The following is a 17,910-nucleotide window of genomic DNA, read 5'->3' as shown; positions in this document are numbered from 1 at the left end:
CCTTGGCTACTGCCGCCAGCGCCTGCCGATGTTCCGGGGGGATGGCGCCGCGGTAGTCCTGCAACACACCGGCACAGCCAAGAATCCATGCACCATTCCACAGGCCGGCGAGGCTGACGCCCAGTTCGGCGGCGGTGCGCAACAGGTGGATCAGTTCATCACCGGCTTTGAGCTCGGTGCGAAACCCTCCGCAAACAACCAACAGTTCCAGACCTGACAGCGCCGACAGGTCCAGGCGTGCATCGGGGCGGATCACCAGGCCCAGATCACTGATGACCTCGCCATCGCCGCAGCCGAAGGTACGCGTGGCGAACAGGTCGGGGCGCAGCAGGTTGGCGGTGATCAGGGTGTCGAGGGCTTGAGTGAATGCGGGCAGGGAAAAGTGTTCGAGCAGCAAAAAGCCGACACGGGTGGCCGCGGCCGGTTGCTGGGGTGTTTCGTTGAGGTAGCGCAGGTTCTTGCCTTTCATGCCACCGCTGAACTGGCGTCTTTCCATTGAGGCTTAGCCCACTCTTATTATTGATGCAGTGGGCGTCATCTTAGAGGATTGCTGAACCGAATCGGCGAAAACGTGGCATCCAGTTATCAAGGATCTGCGCCGACGCCAGCACGTGGTGCACACGGCCGATCAGCGTGCAGTGAAATATCCGTGAGCGGCACCTTGAGGTCATACGCGACGCGGTTTACCAGCACCCCATCGCCTTGCGCCAGCGTCGGGCGCATAGAGCCAGAGGGGATCGGGCTCCAATGGCCAAGGAGGTGCGCAATACCCCAACACACAGCCAGAAAATGATGGCGTAACGGTAATTGCTCAACAGACTTCGCTTACATCCTCATACCGCAAAAGAGACGCAGAGCAGGCTCCACGCAGATCACGGTCATTTTTTGTAACAATCACGCTTGCGCATGAAGCGTACATTAAGGCTCACTACGAAGCGCCTAGACCCGTGAGTTTACGTCTGATCTTCATAAACCCCGGCGCCTCCCAAGCCCCTTGCCAAGCAGCCACGCTGCCATCTGATACGGTTTTTTCTTTGCCATCTGCGTCTGTATCGAAAACTGCCTGGGGCGGACAATAGGGCCATTCCCGACACCCTTGTCGAGCGCGACAGGAATGTTCCTGACGCCCCCTTCCCTTCGGAGGCCTTATGACCAAGATGGCACTTTTTCTGTTCGGTTTTTTGGTGTTGACCATCGGTATCGGCTTGCTGGCGACCATCTCACCGGTCTAAGCCCCAGTCAGCGAAAAATCACCCTTTCGACATCCGCCGAGGTGCGCGCAGCCTGCGTCGCCAATGAGCCAGCGGGTTCAATGGATAAAAAGCATCGGGTACAGCGACAGCACCAACAATCCGGCCATCAACCCGTTGAACACTCTGACCCAGCGTGGCTCGCGCAACACCTTGCGCAGGCCGGTGCCACAGCCCACCCAAACACACACGCTGGGCAAATTCACCACCGCGAACACCAAGGCAATCACCAACACATTGGTCACATAACCCTCGGCCGGCGTATAGGTGGTGATCGCGCCCAATGCCATGATCCACGCCTTGGGGTTGACCCACTGGAACGCCGCCGCGCCGAGGAAGGTCATGGGCTTGCTGTGCGCGTCACTGCTGTTGGACATGCCGCCTGCGGTCGCGATTTTCCACGCCAGGTACAATAAGTAGGTCGCGCCCACATAACGCAGCACTGTGTAGGCCCACGGCAACACCTTGAACACTTCGCCCAGGCCCAGGCCTACCGAAATCACCAGCAGCATGAACCCAATGCTGATCCCCAACGCATGGGGCATTGAGCGGCGAAACCCGAAGTTCACTCCGGACGCCAGCAACATGGTGTTGTTGGGCCCTGGGGTGATCGAGGACACGAAGGCAAACAGTACAAAGGCTGACAGCAGGCTGGTAGACATGAACATTGCGGGGCATCCGAACGGCGGCGGTATGCCTGCGACAGTAGTGGGTTCTGTAACCCTGCGCCCCGTACAGCTAAGCGCGGATCAAGGCGTACACTTTGGCCTTGTCGGCCATTCGCGACAATCTGCGGCCGATTGTTGCGTGGCTTCGACCCTCGGCAGATGGCCTATGCCGTCAAGCACTTGCAGGCGGGCATGGGCCGAGGAATGGCGTTCACTGGCCGGTATACTTGCTCACTTCGTTTGAATCTGCGCTGAACACGTCACACAAGGACAAGGGATGAGGGTCATCAAGTTATTACTGCTTTCGCTGCTGTTGCCTTTTGGTTGCGACTTGGACTTCACCTATCAAAAGCCGCGCCGGGTATTCACGCGCAGGTTTGTAGCACTCTGCGTGGTGGTAGCGGTGTTTGAGTTGCTGATACTGAATGCCATCTATAACAAATAATCAGGTGTCGCCGGTTTAAAACAGTTCCCGATAACGGGCCGGGAACCATTCATCTTGGCTGGACGCTGTAAGCAAGCGACGAAGCGGAAATCGACTACCATAAGCCCGCATTTTATCGGCTGAGGCCGGCCCTTCCTGCCCTCAACAGAGGTTCACACCATGAGTGCCCCCGTCATCCTCATTACCGGCGGAAGTCGCGGCGTAGGCGCGGCCAACGACGTCAAAGCCGCCGGGCGCCGAGCCGGGCCAGTTCGATCGGATCAAAGACTCCATCCCCATGGGCCGAGGCGGCCAGCCCGTAGCAGTGGCGCGGGCGGTAGTGTGGCCAAAACCGACCTGCTCGACATCGGCATGGTGGTGATGGCGTTAGTGTTGAAGCAACGGCAGGCGGGCAAGTAGATGGACGAGTTGATACAAGGGCTCGATGGGCCGCGGACTGCTCAGCAGGAACTGTTTTATGACCTTGAAGATGCGACCGCGGTTATCGGCTGGTCGGTGGTGGAACTGACGGCCGTGGCCGCAGGCGCTAAAACACCTGCGCAGGCGCTGGCGTTGATGAAGATTTGTGCGCTGCTGGCGGCCCAGCAGGAGAAGATGCGCGGGTATGCGGGGGAAGTTAAGGAGCTGCGTATTGTAAGGTCTGAGGCCGGATGAAATGCCATCAGGTCGAGCACGCTTTCACGGGTTAAAAAAGGAACGTACGGATGCCGTTTTCATTGGAAGAAAGAACCGCTTTGCTTGCTCTCAAGGGGGTAGGCCCCACCGTGATTACGCGGCTGGAACAGATGGGTATCGCGTCGATGGGCGAACTTGCAAAGGCGCACGTGAGTGAAATCCTGGCGCAAGCATCGGCGGCCCTGGGTTCGACATGCTGGAAAAACAGCCCTCAGGCCCGTGCGGCCATTACGGCGGCTGTGGAACTGGCAAGGGCTCAGGGGGAGAACGCCTGAACCTGAGTATTTCGCCACCCCGTGGACGCCGGTATTTGCACCTCAGTCCTGTTTACACCACGGCCTGTTTAACCAGCTGCATGACAAGCACAAAACTCTAGCACTGAGGGCCAGATGCAAAAAGCTCAGTGCTCGGCTGGGCTAAGTCTTTTTCGTGAACGTTACAAACCTAAAGGCTTTGCTGCGATGCCCCCATTCACCGGCTTCACACAATTACTTTATGAAGAGGTGCATCCACTTTGAGGGTTGGCTCGTAGATTCAATACCCTCACTCGGAGGGCATAAGAGCCAAGGAGATACATCATGCACGCCTTCTACAAAAAAATTGCTGCAGCAGCCTGCTTCGCTATGCTCTGCGCCACTGCAACGCTCAGCTTTGCCGCCGACACCGTGATGGTCGGAGGCGCAGCGATGTACCCAAGTAAAACCATCGTCGAGAACGCGGTCAATTCAAAGGACCACACGACGCTCGTAGCAGCAGTCAAGGCTGCCGGGCTGGTTGATACGCTAAATAGCAAAGGCCCTTTCACCGTGTTTGCACCCACCAACGAAGCCTTTGCCAAGCTGCCGGCAGGTACCGTCGATACGCTGGTCAAGCCGGAACACAAAGCCGACCTGACCAAAATCCTGACCTACCATGTCGTGCCAGGCACTCACACATCGGCACAACTGATGGCCAACGCAAAGAAGAACGGCGGCAGCGTTGTGCTGAAAACCGTGCAAGGTGAGTCGCTGACCATCAAGCTGCACGACGGCAAACTTTGGGTGGTCGATGCCAAGGGCGGCAAGGCGAGTATCAGCATCGCCGACGTGATGCAGTCCAACGGCGTGATCCACGTTGTCGACTCGGTCCTGATGCCTTAAACACCCCGCCATCCCGGCAAACCCAGAGTTTGCCGGGTGTCAAACCTTGGTTGACTGAGTAAACGCCCAGCCAAAGGCAACAGCGGTGATGATCGGCTGAATGAGGTCTGTTGTGGGGCCCATGCCAGAGTCAATTCGCAGGCTTGCGATTACGAAGGCGACAACTGCCGCAAGGATGCCTAGCAGCGAAATCCAGCGAAAATACCTTGGAAACATCGAATCACTCCTTTGAAAAGGCGCGACTGTAATTTCAATTTGATATCACTGCAACTGTCACGGCCGGCTTAACCCGATAGGTTTCAAGCGACGGCTACTCGATATGTTCGTGAATCACCACGCACGCATTGCGCAGCTCATCCAGGAGCCTGGTGGCGCCCTGAAGGCGCTCAGGCATATACAGACCGGCGCGTCGGCTAACGGTCGTAGAAATACCACATCACCGACACCACGGTGGCCACCCAACCGAGGGTGAGCAGAAACGAAAGACCTGCAAGGCGCTTATCCATGGTGACCGTTGCAAACACTATGATCGCACTACGAACGTAAGCGTCTGCCGACCCCGTCTTGAACAACTGTATTGGAATTCCGCTGTAGCTATTTTCGAACTTCCATTGAGGTCGCCGCGTAGGCTCAGGTCACTATGGCAGAGACAGCGTCCGATAGGCCGTACTGATTTCGGTGCGTGGAGGTTGAAGTTATCGATACTGTTGCTATAGGATCTTCTCAGGAGATGGCATTCCTCCTTGAAACCGCCTCGTGCTGATGATGCCTACGTAAACCCTGGACAGGGTGCGTGGGTGTGCTCCCTGTCCGCTAATTTAGGACAGGATCTTGACTCCAAATCTCATATCAACTCTCTATCGCAATCTGCGGTTATCAGCACCTCCTCGGCTCTACCAGCCCAGAGGAGAACTGCAGCCATGCTGAAATCACTATTCGTTATCGCCATCGGCGCATCACTCGGTGCTTGGTTGCGCTGGCTCTTGGGTATGAAGCTCAACGCGCTGTTCCCGATAATTCCCCCAGGCACTGTGGTGGCGAACATGGTCGGTGGGTACATCATCGGCTTAGCCATCGCCTTCTTGGCCGCATCTCCCTCCTTAAGCCCCGAATGGCGCCTGCTGCTGATCACGGGTTTTTGTGGGGGGCTTACGACCTTTTCCACCTTTTCAGCCGAAACAGTTGCCCTAATCCAAGAAGGGAGATTGCTGTGGGCGCTCGGTTCAATTTCATTGCACGTCGTAGGTTCGTTAGCGATGACCGCTGCCGGGCTACTGTCCTACCAAATGATTGGTACTCGCTGAGGAGATTAAAATGAAAGGTTATATGGTCGTTTTCTTCACCCAACAAAATCGTCGTTATCAAGGAAAGATGCTTGGCGAATGGATCGTCGACGTAGCTAAGGAAATGGGGCTGCGCGGTGCCACGCTATGTACTGGAATCGAAGGGTTTGGGCACACTGGAAAACTGCACTCCTCGCACTTTTTTGAGCTGGCTGATCAACCCACGGAGATTCGCTTGGCAATCACGGAGGATGAGGCAGAGCGGTTATTCAAGCGACTGGACTGTGAGGAAATATCGGTGTTTTTCACGAAGACGCCAATCGAGATGGGCACACTTGGAAAAACGCCTTCCAGCGTAGCCCCTTCCAAAACTTCGGAGTTATGAACATGAGCTATACGGACATTCCAGCTGGTAACGCGATCCCCGATGATTTTTTCACCGTTATCGAGATTCCTGCAAACCACTCTCCGATCAAATACGAAGTGGACAAGCCAAGTGGGCAGATCTTCGTCGACCGCTTCCTCAGCACACCGATGTTCTATCCGGCCAACTACGGGTTTATTCCGAACACGCTAAGCGATGATGGCGATCCACTGGACGTATTGGTGGTCTGCCCTTATCCGGTCTCTCCTGGCGTTGTCATTCGCAGTCGTCCGGTTGGCGTGATGTACATGACAGACGAAGCAGGCGCCGATGCCAAAGTAATCGCTGTTCCTCATGACAAACTCAGTTCGATGTACAGCGATATTAAGGAGTGCGAAGACCTTCCCGCACTTCTGCTTGCGCAGATCCAGCATTTCTTTGAGAACTACAAGGCCTTGGAACCGGGTAAGTGGGTGAAGATGGGGCGCTGGGGTAGCGCAGATGAGGCTAGGGAAGAAATCCGCCGGTCAGTAGCGGCCTACGCTCCAAAAAGCCTGGAGTCTCACTAGAAAATATGGACTGTTAAATGTGACCCCACTTATGGGGGAGTAGCTCAGTAATCTCACTCGCCCGCTGTGTCGGCAGGCGGGTGAGGACGTCCTTCAGGTACGCATATGGATCATGCCCATTGAGTCGTGCCGTTTGAATCAAACTCATGATTGCAGCCGCACGTTTACCGCTGCGTCACGAGCCCGCAAACAGCCACTTCGAGCGCCCAAGAGCCCACGGTCGGATTTGATTCTCGCACCCGTTGTTATCGATGGGCACATCACCGTCATTGAGATAGCGCGTCAGCGCTATCCACCGCTTTAGGGTGTAATCCAAAGCCTTGGCGATGGCCGACCTCTCAGGCACAAGCTGCCTCTGGGCGATCGTCCGGGTATGAAGTGCATTGATAATCGGCGTTGCTTTTTCCTGCCGTATACGCTGCCGGACACCCGGCTCTAGCTCGCGGACTTCTCGTTCAACTTCGGACAAGGCCGCGATGTAGTGCAGCGCTTTTTCGGCGATCTGGCTTTTGTTGGCCGCGGGCACGTCGAAAAACTTGCGGCGTGCATGGGCCATGCAGCCCATCTCCGTGACGCCTAGTGCAAAGCCTGCCTTGCAGCCATCGAAGTCGTCGCAGACTAGCTTGCCGTTCCAGTGGTCAAGGAAGGCTCGGGCATGTTCGCCAGCACGGCTCGGACTGAAGTCATAAACGACCGCAGCCAGATCGGAGAACTGGCTGATGGCATAGGCCCAGACATAAGCTCGATGAGTTTCCTTCGCGCCAGGTGTCAGCACGGCTTCGCGCAGCGCATCAACCAGTGACTGTAATTGCACGCCGCAGTTGCCCACCCACTGCGCCAAGGTTGAGCGAGCAATCGACAGGCCGGCGCGGCCGAAGATATTCTCCTGCCGATACAGCGGGAGAGGGTCGGAAAACTTGGCCACCATGACGTGGGCCAGCAGACCCGCCGTCGGTATGCCTTTGTCAATAACATGCGCCGGTACCGGCGCCTGGATCAGCGTTTCACACCGTTCGCAGCCCCATTTTCCGCGGATGTAACGTTCGACGGTGAATACGCCGGGCGTGTAGTCGAGCTTTTCACTGGCATCGCATCTTCGCCAATACGCTTGAGAGCGCAGCCGCACTGGCAGTGGCTGTTTTCGGGTCCATGATGGATCAGTTTGCGAGGGAACTGCGGTGGCAGCGCAGCGCGCTTAGGCTACTGGCACAATTTGGCTTAGACAAGCGCGGGGGGCAGCGCTTCAAGCTCAGCGTCAATGGCGGCGATGTCAGTGTCGATCAAGTCGTCCAGCAAGCTGGCTTGATCCAGACTTAGCCGCTCGCTGCACTTGGCAAACTTGAAGCGTTTAAGCAGCGCGATCTCGTGGGCCTGCTTCTCGTTGACCGACTTGTGATGGGAGATTTGCTTGTCCATCATCTCGACGCGCTGGATCAACTGCGTCGCCAAGGCGCGCAGTTCTTCAGGATTTAATTCATCGAGATTCAGATGCGAAGTCATGCCGCAGATCTTGCCAGAGGGGCTTCATCGCGGCGATAGACCAATGGGCCACTCGCGCTGGCATGCGCTGCATGGCAGGTGTTAAAGCATTGAGATGACCGCGCCTGCACTGACGCGCTGCCAAGGTCACCCGAGTACCAGGGCTGGGAGTTGCTCGGCATCCATTTCCACTTCGGAGCCGTGTCGCATACCAGGCCAGAAGAAGCGTCCTTGATTCAAGCGCCGGGCTGCAAGCCAAATCCCCATACCATCATGCACCAGCACTTTCATGCGACTGGCGCGGCGGTTGGCGAATAGATAAGCCAGATGGAGTCGATGCGAATCATCGCAGCAGGTCTGGTAGGAAAGCAGAACACGCCGCTGCATTTTCTGCCGGCCAGCTCACAACGACTTGGCCTTTTGAATGAGGTACCTCGATCCTGATCGTGGCAGGAAGGCTATGATGCACCGCTGCCGATTGCGATGCCGTGACCGGGATGAAGGCTGTTTGCTGCGCCAGGTTTTTCTGCCCGTGCCCCCGAACCCATTTATGAACAAGGTTAGCGTTGGGGTTGTGGGTCAACGCGACACTGGCAATCGAGTTGCCTGGCAGCGCACATTCGGCAATGACTTGGGCTTTGAAGGATTTGGAATAGGAACGGCGCTTTTGTGGCATGGGGCGTCCGCTTAAAAAAACTAAAAATGGTGTCCACTTAAATTTAGGTGGACACCATCGCCTCATGCGACGGAATCAGGAAAGTGTGTTACCCGGACGATTACTTACGGACGACACGACGAGCGTAGTTCATAAATGCAGGAACAAAACCGGCCTGGCGCAGACAGTGCATGGTCTTCGAGCATGAGCACAGCCAACATGGATGGATGGCCAAGCAGGTATAGCGCGGCGCAATAAGTTTCAACAAGTGCAAGTGTGGGCCGATACCCTGTAAATAAGCGCTCCCGAGCTGGGGAAATTGAGCAATGTGGCAGTGGATTTAGGTTATGAAAGATATTTACTTACTGGTAGAGCATGGAAGAGATCAAGGTGAGGTCTACATTTTAGGTTGGTTTGAGGACAAAAAATCCGCTATGGATGTGGCTGAAGCGAAGGAGTGGCAGGCTTATCGAGACGCCTTGAATGCCGAACACACTTGGTCGCTTCATCAGCCCGTTCCACCTGACCAGACCCGGTATCGGCGCTTCTGGGTTCAGGACGTTTCCAAATTTGATTCAGCGCCCACTCAAACGACCTCGGCCATTCACTAAGGCCTCGCAGTACGCAGGCGGCAGGCAAGGTGCAGTTGAGGGGCAGTCCGCACTGTCATTCTGTGTGCGCTGCCCAGTGATGGTAAAGAGCACGTCAACGCCGGCGTTGGCAACAGCAGCCAACGTAATCCCGGCGCGTGCGCACAGAAAAAACGCAGATAAAGCTGCACATGGCAGATTCGAAAAATCCAGACAGGATCATAAACACCAACACCCAGGCCCAGCCAAGCCGCGTAATGGGTAACTCATCAGTTCACCATTCGCTCTATTTTTCACCGGCGTCATAGCTACGTCGGCACGCTTGAATTGCCTCCATATTCTCGACTGTCCAATCGAAAAGAACCGAGAAAGGCCCCTGCAACGATCTACCAAGGGGTGTCAGGGCATACTCAACACCAAGCACCCGTCCATCCAGAACTCTGCGCGTCAACATTCCGTTGCGCTCCAGTTTACGTAGCGTCTGGGTCAGCACGCGCTGAGTGATGCCATCAAGACGACGCTTGATGCCGTTGAAGCGACAGGGCTCGCACAAGACAGCCAGAACCATCATCGACCACTTATCTGCTATCTGGTCGAGTATCACGCGGCTCGGACAATCGGCGCGGTAGATCGGGTCAGTGTCTTGCATTGGTATCCTCCAGCACCCTTGGGATGCTTCAGGTGCGTAATTGACTCTAGGTATCCAATGAATACTATCAGGTCATTAATGCACCTAACTTAGGAAATACTGAAATGACAAACACAGACGTCGGCAGGCTTCACATTTCGAACGCGGATGGCGTCGCAACGATCACGATTAATCATCCGCCTGTGAACGTCCTCGACGTATCTTTGAGGAGCGAGATACGCCGCTTTCTCCTTTGCGCTCGTGATGACACAAACACCCGCGTGCTGGTTTTCCAGAGTGCTGACCCAGAGTTTTTTATTGCGCATGTCGATATGACATTGATCGACGAGCCGCACGCATTTGACGATTTTGTTCATGAGTCTCCGGCGGCGCTCAACCCCTTCCAGGCATTCGGCGAACTGCTGCGAGATCAGCCACAGGTAACCATTATCAAGCTCGCCGGGTTGGCGCGCGGGGGAGGCGCAGAATTCATCTCAGCGGCCGACATGGTATTTGCCGCACAAGGCCGAGCAGGCCTTGCCCAATGCGAAGCGTTGATGGGCATCACGCCGGGAGGCGGAGCGACTCAATACCTTGCTAGCCGGATGACGCGTGGCCGAGCGCTTGAGGTGATACTTGGCGCCGATCTCATCGACGCCAATACGGCAGAGCGTTACGGATGGATCAACAGGGCACTGCCCGCGGACCAACTTGACGGTTTCGTTGATCGGCTGGCGCGCAACATCGCCGCACTGCCCGAAGGGGTCATCGCCGCTGCCAAAAAAGCAGTGCCCCGAACAGACCTGCGAGAAGGCTTTCGCCGCGAGCACGATGCCTGGGCGGGACTCTTCGAACGTCCAGCGGCTGAAAAGCTCATCCGGGGAGGACTCAAGGCTGGCGCGCAGACCAAAGAAGGGGAGCGAAATCTGGAGCGCCTTCTCCGCGGGCTGAAACGATGATCCATCCCTTAGTGCTACTTGGTTTCAAAAAACCATATTACAGACACATCATAGAGGCTGTTACGTAGCAGCCCCTGCACTTTCCCAAGTGCAATAAAAAACCCCGTAGACGTTAATCTACGGGGCTTTCGAGAGTGGAGGCCGAGGTCGGAATCGAACCGGCGTAGGCGGATTTGCAATCCGCTGCATAACCATTTTGCTACTCGGCCTCAAACGACCAATGCCCTTACCACTGACATTCATCGCATAAAAACTTGAGTGGGCTATAGAGCCCTGCCTCTACTCTAACTCATTGAATACATTGAAGTTTTTAATACTTCGTTGCGTTTGATGGGCGCCATTATGTACTCATTTGCTTTTGCCTGCAACCCCTTGATTTCAAAAATATTTCGTATTGGCATCAAGGGGTTGCGCCCCTGCCCTACTCCTTGATGAGCTGTTGTTGGTACTGCGGGTCGGCCTTGATCTGGGCTTCGGTGAAGGGCAGCGGGCGCAGTTTTTTCTCGGAGAAGGCTTGGGTTTGGTCCTTCGCGTATTTCGACTGGGGGTTACTGGATTCGGAGAACGCCAGTACGCCCAGGGCTTGGGGGCCTTTGTCGTCGAAAGTGACGATTTGCAGGTAGCTGCTGCCGCTGACCACTTCGCGTTTGCCGTCGGCGCGGGGCACGGTTTGCATGGCGTTGTAGATGCCGAGTGCTTGCGGGCCGCCGTGGATGGGGATTTGGCCGCAGACTTGGATGTCGCCCCAGCGGGTCAGGCCGAGTTTGCTGACGTCTGCGGTGGAGGCCAGCATGGCTTCGCGCAGGGCATTGGCCACGGGTTCGCGGTTGATGGCCAGGCCGCGCGGGGTGGTCAGCGGGTGCGCCGGGTCGAAGGCGACGCGCCAAGCGTCGGGGAGTTGCTGCAGGTGTTCGAACAGGTTGATGAAGTGCACCAGCCCTACGCCGCTGTCGAGATTGGCGCGCTGGTCCCAGGCCTTCAGGCTGGCACACAGTGGCTGCAATGCCGCCGCGTCATTGCCGAGGCGTTTGGCGCAAAACTCCAGCAGGTCAGGAATGACTTGGCTGGCGAGATAAACCTCGTTGTCCATCACCATGTTTTGCAGGTCGACCGCGCTGATCGGTTGTTTCTCCAGGGACTGCAGGCGCTGCACGGCGAAGCGCGCGCGGGGGCCTAGGCCAATGTGGTCTTGGCTGATGACTGGGGAAAACCCAGTCAGCGGCGCCTTGGGGTTGGCCATCCATGCCGAGTCGTTGGAGTGCTGCACATAGTCGGTGCGTTGCAGTTGCGGCAGTTGGTCAGCGGCGAAGATGCCGGGCTGCGCCGCACGTGGGTCGATGTCCCAGGCGCAGGTGCTGTGGGCGCCGTCGAGCATGATCATTTGCATTCCGGCCCGTGGGTCGCTGCATTGCGCGAGCTTGGCGGCGCTGACGTTGGGCACCACCGACAGGTTCATGTACAGGCTCTGGCCTTGGTCATCGGCCGCCACGGTGTTGACCCACGGAATGCCTTGCAGGGTGTGCACTGAGGTTTGCAGTTCCTTGAGGCTGGTGGCGCGGTTCATGGCATACCACTGCTGCAGCACGCGGTCGTTGCCCAGGTTGGCGTCGCGCAGGCTGAAGGCGTAGTGGTTGTCCCAATCGAGTTTGCCAGGCCATTGCACCACAGGGCCAAATTGCGAGCTGTAGAGCGTGTGCGCCTGCGGCTTGAGGCTGCCGTCGGCTTGCTTGACCTGCACGGTTACAGAAGTTTTCTCCAAGGGCATGGATTTACCGTCAAGCAGGTAGCGCGTGGCGTCCTTGGGGTCGAGGGTCAGGCGGTACAAGGTGAAATGCTTGGAGGTGTCGACCGTGTGGGTCCAGGCCACGTGCTGGTTAAAGCCGATATTGATCACCGGCAAGCCCGGCAGCGCGGCGCCCATCACGTCCAGCTGGCCGGGGATGGTCAGGTGCATCTCATAAAAGCGCATGCCGCCAACCCACGGAAAGTGCGGGTTGGCCAACAACATGCCACGGCCATTAAACGAACGATCACGCCCCACGGCGACGGCATTGCTGCCACGGTCCAGGCTGAAGCGTTGCTGATTGGCAACGGCCAGTTCAAAAGCTTTCAAGTTGGGTTGCACGCGGGCGGTGGCCCGAGGCGGTGCGGCGCTGGCCAAGGCTTCAGCGAATTGGCCGACACCGCCTTCCACCAACAGCCTGCGGGTGAGTTTGACCAGATCCCCTGTCACCAGCGGCCTGACCCACGCCGCGTGGCACTGTGCAGGCGCGCCCTGCTCTTTCAGGTAACGGTTGTAGCCCGCCACATAGCCTTCAATCCGCTGCTGAATCTCTGGCGTCTGTGCCTTCCAAAAGGCGGCAACCGCCTGGGGGGTGTTCAGCCAAGTGAAAAACACATCGCTGGCGAGGTTGTTGCGTTCTTCCAGGGTCGCCTGCTCGGGGCCGAAGAATTTGGCACGCTCACCGTTCACCGTGACCACTTCGTTGGCTAGCAGGCACAGGTTGTCCTGGGCGTACGCGTAGCCGATGCCGTAGCCCAGGCCGCGCTCGTCGTTGGCGCGAATGTGCGGCACGCCGAAGGTGGTGCGGCGAATATCCGCTGACGCTTGTGTGACGTGCTCGCGCGCCAAGGCGGCCAGGCTCAACCCCAGCAACACCCCGGCCACGCTCGTTCTGGACAACTTATTGGAAATAATCACGCCCGCTCCACAGTCAAATTGAACCCCCTCACACGGGGCAGTTACCCCACCGTAAGGACGCAATCAACTGGGAATAATTTAGCCGCCGGGCACGTTTATTCAAGACGCCTGCGCTGTGACACATTCGATACCGACAAAATTTCTACATCCGACACTTCATGATTTTGCTCGCTCGTTCGTCTTAATTAGATAAGAGCGCCATCATTTTCCTGATCAGGCTCTGATAAGGAGTTTTTGCATGTACAACTCGCAACTGCCCACGGACGGACATTCACCGGCTGCCGACGCCACGTTCAGCGGCGGCGCACACGCGTTCGGCAAAGCGCCCGAACAGCACGGTAACCAGCGTATTCGTCATTTGCTCAAGTGTTTCGGTTTGCGCACCAGCCTGATTCGGCTGAAGGTCATTGACGCCCTGCTGACGGCTGCCAGCAACCAGCGCACGCTGGGTGTGCGCGGCGTGCACAGCCATTTGCTGGAGCTGGGCATTCCGTTGTCGTTTCTCAGCGTGCGTGAGGTGCTCAAGCGCCTGTGCAGCGAGGGCGTGATCACCCTCAATGCCGATAAGAGCTACAGCCTCCATGAAGAGGCTGCCAAAGTGCTCGACGGTCGCGCCTGACTGACCTGAATCAGAAGTTAGGCTTGACCTTGCGGCGCATGATGCCGTTGATCACCACCACGGTCACCGCCACGGCAATGGCGATGTACTGGAACGTTTTCTCGCTGATAACCCCGGTGTTCTGCAGGTAGGACAGGCCAAACATTGTCCCCAGCACCACGAGGGAGATCAGAATCGAATATTTCAAACGTTGCTTTTGGGTCATGACGGGTTCCTGAACCTGATAAATGTATGCACTTTGTATCGTCGAGCATGCCAAGCACATACCCAGTGACGGGGATGGACGCGGGTCGACAGGGTCGTATGTTACAGGCGATGAAAAGCTTTGGCTCGCTCCACGCCTGATTGATCTTGTAAGTACTCCAGAGGATTTTTGAAATGTTGCGTCGAATCACACTGCTGATTCCATTGCTAATCATGCTGAGCATGAGCGGCTGCTTCTTTTTCCCACACGGCGGCGGTGGCGGCTGGCACGACCACCGCTATGACGGCGGCCGAGGCTACGAGCACCGCTGACCGCAGTTGCGTCTCGCTTTGCAGGGCGCAAAGCGAGACGCTCAGCCTGCGCGAACCCAACGCTGATGCAACCCGCGTGCAAACGCATCCAGCGCAAAACCCAACAGCCCGATCAGCAGCACCATGGCCATCAATTCCGAATACGCCAGGCGGTCACGGGTGTCGAGAATGTAGTACCCAAGCCCTGCACTGACCCCAAGCATTTCGCACGGCACCAGCACAATCCACAAAATCCCGATGGCCAGGCGCACACCGGTGAGCACATGCCCCACTACGCCGGGAATAATCACCCGACGCAACGTTTCCCAACGTGTAGCACTCAAACTCTTGCTCAACTGCAACCAGCGCGGGTCCAACTGACGCACGCCGGCAGCGGTGTTGAGCATGATCGGCCACACGGCGGCAAAGGCCAGTAGGAAGTAAATCGGCTGGTCGCCCACGCCCATCAACATCACCACGATGGGCATCCAGGACAGCGGCGAGATCATCCGCAAAAACTGAAAGGCTGGCGTGGTGGCGGCTTCGAGGTTGCGCGAACTGCCCACCAGCAGGCCCAGTGGCACGCCCACCAACAGGGCGAGAAACAGGCCGACGAAGATGCGCTTGAGGCTGACGACGATATGCAGGTACAGCTCGCCGCGCCCGAACAATTCCCACAGGCTGCTGAAGGTCGCCGCCAGCGAAAAGCGCGCCGATAAGCCCTCGGCGACGCCAAACACTTTGACGCCGCCCCACCACAAAAACAGCAAGCCGGCCAAACCACTGAGCCCCAGCAACCAGCCCGAGATGGTGTCTTTACTCAAGCGCCAATCTCCTCTTGCCGCTCGTAGCCATCCGGCAAGCCGAAGGTTTTCATGCCGCCCACCGACTCGATGGCATTACGCACAAAGCGATCGTCCACCAAGTCTTTAGCGACGAACGCCGGGTCAAGGTCGGCGAGAAACTTCTTGTCGCCCTCGATCAAGGTGTCCTTCAAGCGCCGCACCAGTTCCTCGGTGTAGCTGGGGAATGGGTAAGGTTGGAAGTCGATGCGGTGCTCGTCCCAATCGCCGTGCTGGATCGCGCCGTCGGCCAGGTAAGCGGCACGGTCGCCAGCCGCAGGCGCCAAGACTTTGCTCAACACCGGCTCAGCATGCGGCGTGTAGCGGTTCGGGCCGTCTTTGGACAACAGCTTCACCGCCTCTTCGCGATTGTCGCGCGTCCATACCTGCGCCTTGACGATGGCATTCACCACCTTCTGCGACCATTGCGGGCGGTTGGTCAGGTCGTGCTCGTGCATGAACACCACGCAGCACGCATGGTTGCGCCATACATCACCGGTAAAGCGCTGTACGCGGCCGACCTTGAGGTTTTCCGCCAAGGCGTTGAACGGCTCGGCGACGATATAGCCGTCGATGCGCTTGCTGGCCAGCGCCGGTGGCATGTCGGAGGGTGGCAACACGATCAGATTGACTTCATTGGCGGCAATCGCCTTACCGGTTGCACGGGCCACCGGCGTCAGGCCGTTATCGCGCAACAGTTGCTGCACAACCACGTTGTGGATCGAGTACCAGAACGGAATCGCCACCGACTTGCCGCCCAGTTGTTTGACCTCGGTAATGCCTGGCGAAACGGTCAAGCCTGAACCGCCCACGTGGTTCCAGGCCACCACCTTGGCCGGCACTTGACTGCCGTAGCGTGCCCACACTGTCATCGGCGACAACAGGTGAATCACGTTGACCTGCCCCGAAATAAACGCCTCGATCACCTGCGCCCAACTGCGTAACAACACCGGGCGCTCGGCCTTGATGCCTTCGGCTTCAAACAGGCCGTTATTATGCGCGACCAACAGCGGCGTGGCGTCGGTGATCGGCAAGTAACCGATGCGAACCGGCGCGTCCGGCTCGCTGGCGGCGCGGGCTTGCAAGCTGCTCAACAGCGGCAAGGCACCGGCGGCGCTGAGCACCGCCGAGAGTTTGAGAAAGTCACGGCGCGAGTGGGTCAGGTCATCCAGACACATAGTTGGGCTCCAGTTGTTCAAGAGGGTTGGGTTGAGGGCGGCTCGCCTGCCGTAAGGTTTTCAGAATCTCAATGCGCAGTGCGCCGATCGCTTCTACCTGTTCTTCGCGAGGTTGCGGCAGGTCGATGTGCCATTCGCCCAACGTGCGCGCCGGGTGGTTGCCCAGTAGCAGGATGCGGTCGGACAGCAGCAGCGCTTCATCGATATCGTGGGTGATCAACACCGCCGCCGAGCCTTGCTCGCGGTTGACCTTGAGCAGCAGGTACTGCATATCGGCACGGGTGACTTCATCCAGCGCGCCGAACGGCTCATCCAGCAGCAGCACTTGCGGCTGCCGCGCCAGGCAACGGGCCAACGCCGTGCGCTGGGCCATACCGCCGGACAACTGCGCCGGGAACTGCTGGCGCGCATGCTCAAGCCCGACCGCGGCGATGGCGTGGTCAACACGGCGGCAGCGCTCCTGCGCGCTCACGTGCGGCTGGCGGGCAAAATCCAAACCAAAGGCGACGTTCTTTTCCAGGCTCAGCCAAGGCAACAGGCTCGGGTCTTGGAAGGCCACGGCGACGCGGGGATGCGGGCCATTCAGCGGCTCACCCAGCGCCCGCACGCTACCGCCCTGAGGCGCCTGCAAGCCGGCCAGCACGCGCAACAGGCTGGACTTGCCGACGCCGCTGGGGCCAAGGATCGATACCACTTCACCGGGCTGCAACTGCAAGTCAAACCCTTGCAATACCGGGCCGCTGGCGTACCCCAGGCAAATCCCCTCAGCGCTCAATACCGCCTGGCTCATAGATTGGCCTGGCGGTGCAGCTCGGTGCGCAGTTGCACCAGGCTTGGCGTGACGATGGGCACAAAGGCCGACTCGCGCCAGCGCCGGGCAAAACCACTGCCATGGGCGGTCAGGTAAGCCTTGCCACCGCTGGCTTGCAGTTCAAGTTGCACCGCGCTTGCGGCAGTTTCCGCGAGGGCAATACGCAGTTTGAACAGCGGCACCGGTTGCGCCGCAAACCGCCCGGCCAACAGGCCTTGTTTCAGCTCGCTTACCAAGTGGTCCAGGGTCACGCGCAACGCTTGCAACTCATCACGCAACACGGTGCGGCTCGACCCCAAGTGGTTGGCCACCTCCGCCAGCGAGCGGCGGGCCAGGCCGATCGACATACCGCACTGCAAGCCAAGAAACGCCGGGCGTACGGTCGGCAAAAACTTACGCGCATCCTCATGCAATAACCAATCACGGCTCAGCTCAACGCCTTCGAGCCCAAGCGCCGCGGTGTTGCTCGATTGCAGCCCCAGCAAGTCCAGGTCGCGCGAGCGTTGCAGGCCTGCAACCGAATCCGGGATCGCCAGGATAAACGGCGCACCGCCCCCGGC

At 58.0% G+C, this 17,910-nt stretch carries 22 protein-coding genes, 1 tRNA gene, 3 pseudogenes and 1 riboswitch; of the genes and pseudogenes, 12 read left to right on the top strand and 14 right to left on the bottom strand.

Annotated features, from left to right (window positions below; all coding sequences use genetic code 11):
* The 3 genes and pseudogenes from E0F99_RS23500 to E0F99_RS23490 all read right to left on the bottom strand — a co-directional run.
* The coding region (locus E0F99_RS23500; protein WP_479725192.1) for a type 1 glutamine amidotransferase family protein at positions 1-496 on the bottom strand (496 nt) is incomplete at its 3' end.
* Positions 497-636: 140 nt separating this feature from the next.
* A pseudogene (locus tag E0F99_RS30585) lies at positions 637-818 on the bottom strand (S26 family signal peptidase); the annotation flags it as partial.
* A gap of 491 nt (positions 819-1,309) precedes the next feature.
* Positions 1,310-1,918, bottom strand: coding sequence for a LysE family translocator (locus E0F99_RS23490; protein ID WP_083358527.1), 609 nt, complete (start codon positions 1,916-1,918; stop codon positions 1,310-1,312).
* Positions 1,919-2,195: 277 nt separating this feature from the next.
* On the opposite strand from E0F99_RS23490, the gene E0F99_RS30095 reads away from it, so the two are divergent.
* The 8 genes from E0F99_RS30095 (at position 2,196) to ppa (ending at position 6,393) form a co-directional block, all read left to right on the top strand.
* Positions 2,196-2,363, top strand: a complete 168-nt coding sequence (locus E0F99_RS30095) for a hypothetical protein (protein ID WP_156795348.1) — start codon at positions 2,196-2,198, stop codon at positions 2,361-2,363.
* Positions 2,364-2,522: 159 nt separating this feature from the next.
* A complete protein-coding gene (locus E0F99_RS23485; RefSeq protein WP_130908950.1) occupies positions 2,523-2,762 on the top strand; it encodes a hypothetical protein in 240 nt (79 codons plus the stop codon).
* Positions 2,763-3,017, top strand: coding sequence for a hypothetical protein (locus E0F99_RS23480; RefSeq protein ID WP_083358528.1), 255 nt, complete (start codon positions 2,763-2,765; stop codon positions 3,015-3,017).
* A gap of 50 nt (positions 3,018-3,067) precedes the next feature.
* Positions 3,068-3,313 carry a Pathogenicity locus gene (locus E0F99_RS23475; RefSeq protein WP_083358529.1) on the top strand — a complete coding sequence of 82 codons (246 nt, stop codon included), beginning with the start codon at positions 3,068-3,070 and terminating at the stop codon, positions 3,311-3,313.
* A 303-nt stretch (positions 3,314-3,616) separates the two neighbouring features.
* Positions 3,617-4,177 carry a fasciclin domain-containing protein gene (locus E0F99_RS23470; protein ID WP_083358530.1) on the top strand — a complete coding sequence of 187 codons (561 nt, stop codon included), beginning with the start codon at positions 3,617-3,619 and terminating at the stop codon, positions 4,175-4,177.
* Between the two features lie 717 nt (positions 4,178-4,894).
* Positions 4,895-4,956: riboswitch (Fluoride riboswitch) on the top strand.
* A gap of 141 nt (positions 4,957-5,097) precedes the next feature.
* Positions 5,098-5,481, top strand: a complete 384-nt coding sequence (gene crcB, locus E0F99_RS23465; protein ID WP_083358531.1) for a fluoride efflux transporter CrcB — start codon at positions 5,098-5,100, stop codon at positions 5,479-5,481.
* Between the two features lie 10 nt (positions 5,482-5,491).
* Positions 5,492-5,845, top strand: coding sequence for a DUF190 domain-containing protein (locus tag E0F99_RS23460; RefSeq protein ID WP_083358532.1), 354 nt, complete (start codon positions 5,492-5,494; stop codon positions 5,843-5,845).
* Between the two features lie 2 nt (positions 5,846-5,847).
* Positions 5,848-6,393: an inorganic diphosphatase gene (gene ppa / locus E0F99_RS23455; RefSeq protein ID WP_083358533.1), complete on the top strand. Its 546-nt coding sequence runs from the start codon at positions 5,848-5,850 to the stop codon at positions 6,391-6,393.
* 13 nt (positions 6,394-6,406) lie between these two features.
* Here the strand turns inward: ppa and tnpC are convergent.
* From tnpC to tnpA, 3 genes and pseudogenes are all read right to left on the bottom strand, one after another.
* Positions 6,407-7,893: pseudogene (gene tnpC / locus E0F99_RS23450) on the bottom strand (IS66 family transposase).
* A gap of 126 nt (positions 7,894-8,019) precedes the next feature.
* Positions 8,020-8,259 carry an IS66 family insertion sequence element accessory protein TnpB gene (tnpB, locus tag E0F99_RS31265; protein WP_130908949.1) on the bottom strand — a complete coding sequence of 80 codons (240 nt, stop codon included), beginning with the start codon at positions 8,257-8,259 and terminating at the stop codon, positions 8,020-8,022.
* A complete protein-coding gene (gene tnpA, locus E0F99_RS23440; protein WP_232000070.1) occupies positions 8,216-8,548 on the bottom strand; it encodes an IS66-like element accessory protein TnpA in 333 nt (110 codons plus the stop codon). Before tnpA ends, tnpB begins: the two co-directional genes overlap by 44 nt.
* A 326-nt stretch (positions 8,549-8,874) precedes the next feature.
* Between tnpA and E0F99_RS23435 the strand changes: the two genes are divergently transcribed.
* Positions 8,875-9,138: a hypothetical protein gene (locus E0F99_RS23435; protein WP_083358535.1), complete on the top strand. Its 264-nt coding sequence runs from the start codon at positions 8,875-8,877 to the stop codon at positions 9,136-9,138.
* 265 nt (positions 9,139-9,403) lie between these two features.
* Here the strand turns inward: E0F99_RS23435 and E0F99_RS23430 are convergent, their stop codons facing one another.
* Entirely contained in the window at positions 9,404-9,766 is a 363-nt protein-coding gene (locus tag E0F99_RS23430) for a winged helix-turn-helix transcriptional regulator (protein WP_083358536.1), read from the bottom strand.
* Between the two features lie 104 nt (positions 9,767-9,870).
* Here E0F99_RS23430 and E0F99_RS23425 point away from each other — a divergent pair, with 104 nt between their 5' ends.
* Positions 9,871-10,704, top strand: coding sequence for an enoyl-CoA hydratase/isomerase family protein (locus E0F99_RS23425; RefSeq protein WP_083358537.1), 834 nt, complete (start codon positions 9,871-9,873; stop codon positions 10,702-10,704).
* A 135-nt stretch (positions 10,705-10,839) separates the two neighbouring features.
* On the opposite strand, the gene E0F99_RS23420 is transcribed toward E0F99_RS23425, so the two are convergent.
* A tRNA-Cys gene (locus E0F99_RS23420) sits at positions 10,840-10,913 on the bottom strand.
* Positions 10,914-11,125: 212 nt separating this feature from the next.
* On the bottom strand, positions 11,126-13,405 hold the full coding sequence (gene pvdQ / locus E0F99_RS23415; RefSeq protein ID WP_083358538.1) for a bifunctional acylase PvdQ: 2,280 nt from the start codon (positions 13,403-13,405) through the stop codon (positions 11,126-11,128).
* Positions 13,406-13,643: 238 nt separating this feature from the next.
* On the opposite strand from pvdQ, the gene E0F99_RS23410 reads away from it, so the two are divergent.
* Positions 13,644-14,024, top strand: a complete 381-nt coding sequence (locus tag E0F99_RS23410; protein WP_083358539.1) for a fe2+ zn2+ uptake regulation protein — start codon at positions 13,644-13,646, stop codon at positions 14,022-14,024.
* A gap of 10 nt (positions 14,025-14,034) precedes the next feature.
* Here the strand turns inward: E0F99_RS23410 and E0F99_RS23405 are convergent, their stop codons facing one another.
* Positions 14,035-14,229 (bottom strand): hypothetical protein, encoded by a 195-nt coding sequence (locus tag E0F99_RS23405; protein WP_053255884.1) that lies wholly within the window; start codon positions 14,227-14,229, stop codon positions 14,035-14,037.
* A 173-nt stretch (positions 14,230-14,402) separates the two neighbouring features.
* On the opposite strand from E0F99_RS23405, the gene E0F99_RS30090 reads away from it, so the two are divergent.
* Positions 14,403-14,540: a hypothetical protein gene (locus tag E0F99_RS30090; protein ID WP_165447632.1), complete on the top strand. Its 138-nt coding sequence runs from the start codon at positions 14,403-14,405 to the stop codon at positions 14,538-14,540.
* 41 nt (positions 14,541-14,581) lie between these two features.
* Here E0F99_RS30090 and E0F99_RS23400 read toward each other — a convergent pair whose 3' ends face one another.
* The 4 genes and pseudogenes from E0F99_RS23400 to E0F99_RS23385 all read right to left on the bottom strand — a co-directional run.
* Positions 14,582-15,328 (bottom strand): ABC transporter permease, encoded by a 747-nt coding sequence (locus tag E0F99_RS23400; RefSeq protein WP_173667153.1) that lies wholly within the window; start codon positions 15,326-15,328, stop codon positions 14,582-14,584.
* Positions 15,329-15,339: 11 nt separating this feature from the next.
* Complete coding sequence (locus tag E0F99_RS23395; protein WP_083358541.1) at positions 15,340-16,539, bottom strand: ABC transporter substrate-binding protein; 1,200 nt, start codon at positions 16,537-16,539, stop codon at positions 15,340-15,342.
* On the bottom strand, positions 16,526-17,329 hold the full coding sequence (locus tag E0F99_RS23390; RefSeq protein ID WP_083358542.1) for an ABC transporter ATP-binding protein: 804 nt from the start codon (positions 17,327-17,329) through the stop codon (positions 16,526-16,528). The genes E0F99_RS23395 and E0F99_RS23390 overlap by 14 nt, the downstream gene beginning before the upstream one ends.
* Positions 17,326-17,910: pseudogene (locus tag E0F99_RS23385) on the bottom strand (acyl-CoA dehydrogenase family protein); the annotation flags it as partial. The gene E0F99_RS23390 and the pseudogene E0F99_RS23385, both read right to left, overlap by 4 nt.

The organism is Pseudomonas antarctica (assembly GCF_900624995.1).
GTDB classification, from domain to species: domain Bacteria; phylum Pseudomonadota; class Gammaproteobacteria; order Pseudomonadales; family Pseudomonadaceae; genus Aquipseudomonas; species Aquipseudomonas antarctica.
The sequence above is the reverse complement of the archived record's forward strand: the minus strand, read 5'-3'. Positions and strand labels throughout refer to the sequence as shown.

Bases quoted from the DNA above. Each gene is read 5' to 3' on its own strand.
- E0F99_RS23490 (WP_083358527.1), bottom strand. From the start codon at position 1,918: ATGTTCATGTCTACCAGCCTGCTGTCAGCCTTTGTACTGTTTGCCTTC.
- E0F99_RS30095 (WP_156795348.1), top strand. From the start codon at position 2,196: ATGAGGGTCATCAAGTTATTACTGCTTTCGCTGCTGTTGCCTTTTGGT.
- E0F99_RS23485 (WP_130908950.1), top strand. From the start codon at position 2,523: ATGAGTGCCCCCGTCATCCTCATTACCGGCGGAAGTCGCGGCGTAGGC.
- E0F99_RS23480 (WP_083358528.1), top strand. From the start codon at position 2,763: ATGGACGAGTTGATACAAGGGCTCGATGGGCCGCGGACTGCTCAGCAG.
- E0F99_RS23475 (WP_083358529.1), top strand. From the start codon at position 3,068: ATGCCGTTTTCATTGGAAGAAAGAACCGCTTTGCTTGCTCTCAAGGGG.
- E0F99_RS23470 (WP_083358530.1), top strand. From the start codon at position 3,617: ATGCACGCCTTCTACAAAAAAATTGCTGCAGCAGCCTGCTTCGCTATG.
- crcB (WP_083358531.1), top strand. From the start codon at position 5,098: ATGCTGAAATCACTATTCGTTATCGCCATCGGCGCATCACTCGGTGCT.
- E0F99_RS23460 (WP_083358532.1), top strand. From the start codon at position 5,492: ATGAAAGGTTATATGGTCGTTTTCTTCACCCAACAAAATCGTCGTTAT.
- ppa (WP_083358533.1), top strand. From the start codon at position 5,848: ATGAGCTATACGGACATTCCAGCTGGTAACGCGATCCCCGATGATTTT.
- tnpB (WP_130908949.1), bottom strand. From the start codon at position 8,259: ATGCAGCGGCGTGTTCTGCTTTCCTACCAGACCTGCTGCGATGATTCG.
- tnpA (WP_232000070.1), bottom strand. From the start codon at position 8,548: ATGCCACAAAAGCGCCGTTCCTATTCCAAATCCTTCAAAGCCCAAGTC.
- E0F99_RS23435 (WP_083358535.1), top strand. From the start codon at position 8,875: ATGAAAGATATTTACTTACTGGTAGAGCATGGAAGAGATCAAGGTGAG.
- E0F99_RS23430 (WP_083358536.1), bottom strand. From the start codon at position 9,766: ATGCAAGACACTGACCCGATCTACCGCGCCGATTGTCCGAGCCGCGTG.
- E0F99_RS23425 (WP_083358537.1), top strand. From the start codon at position 9,871: ATGACAAACACAGACGTCGGCAGGCTTCACATTTCGAACGCGGATGGC.
- E0F99_RS23410 (WP_083358539.1), top strand. From the start codon at position 13,644: ATGTACAACTCGCAACTGCCCACGGACGGACATTCACCGGCTGCCGAC.
- E0F99_RS23405 (WP_053255884.1), bottom strand. From the start codon at position 14,229: ATGACCCAAAAGCAACGTTTGAAATATTCGATTCTGATCTCCCTCGTG.
- E0F99_RS30090 (WP_165447632.1), top strand. From the start codon at position 14,403: ATGTTGCGTCGAATCACACTGCTGATTCCATTGCTAATCATGCTGAGC.
- E0F99_RS23395 (WP_083358541.1), bottom strand. From the start codon at position 16,539: ATGTGTCTGGATGACCTGACCCACTCGCGCCGTGACTTTCTCAAACTC.
- E0F99_RS23390 (WP_083358542.1), bottom strand. From the start codon at position 17,329: ATGAGCCAGGCGGTATTGAGCGCTGAGGGGATTTGCCTGGGGTACGCC.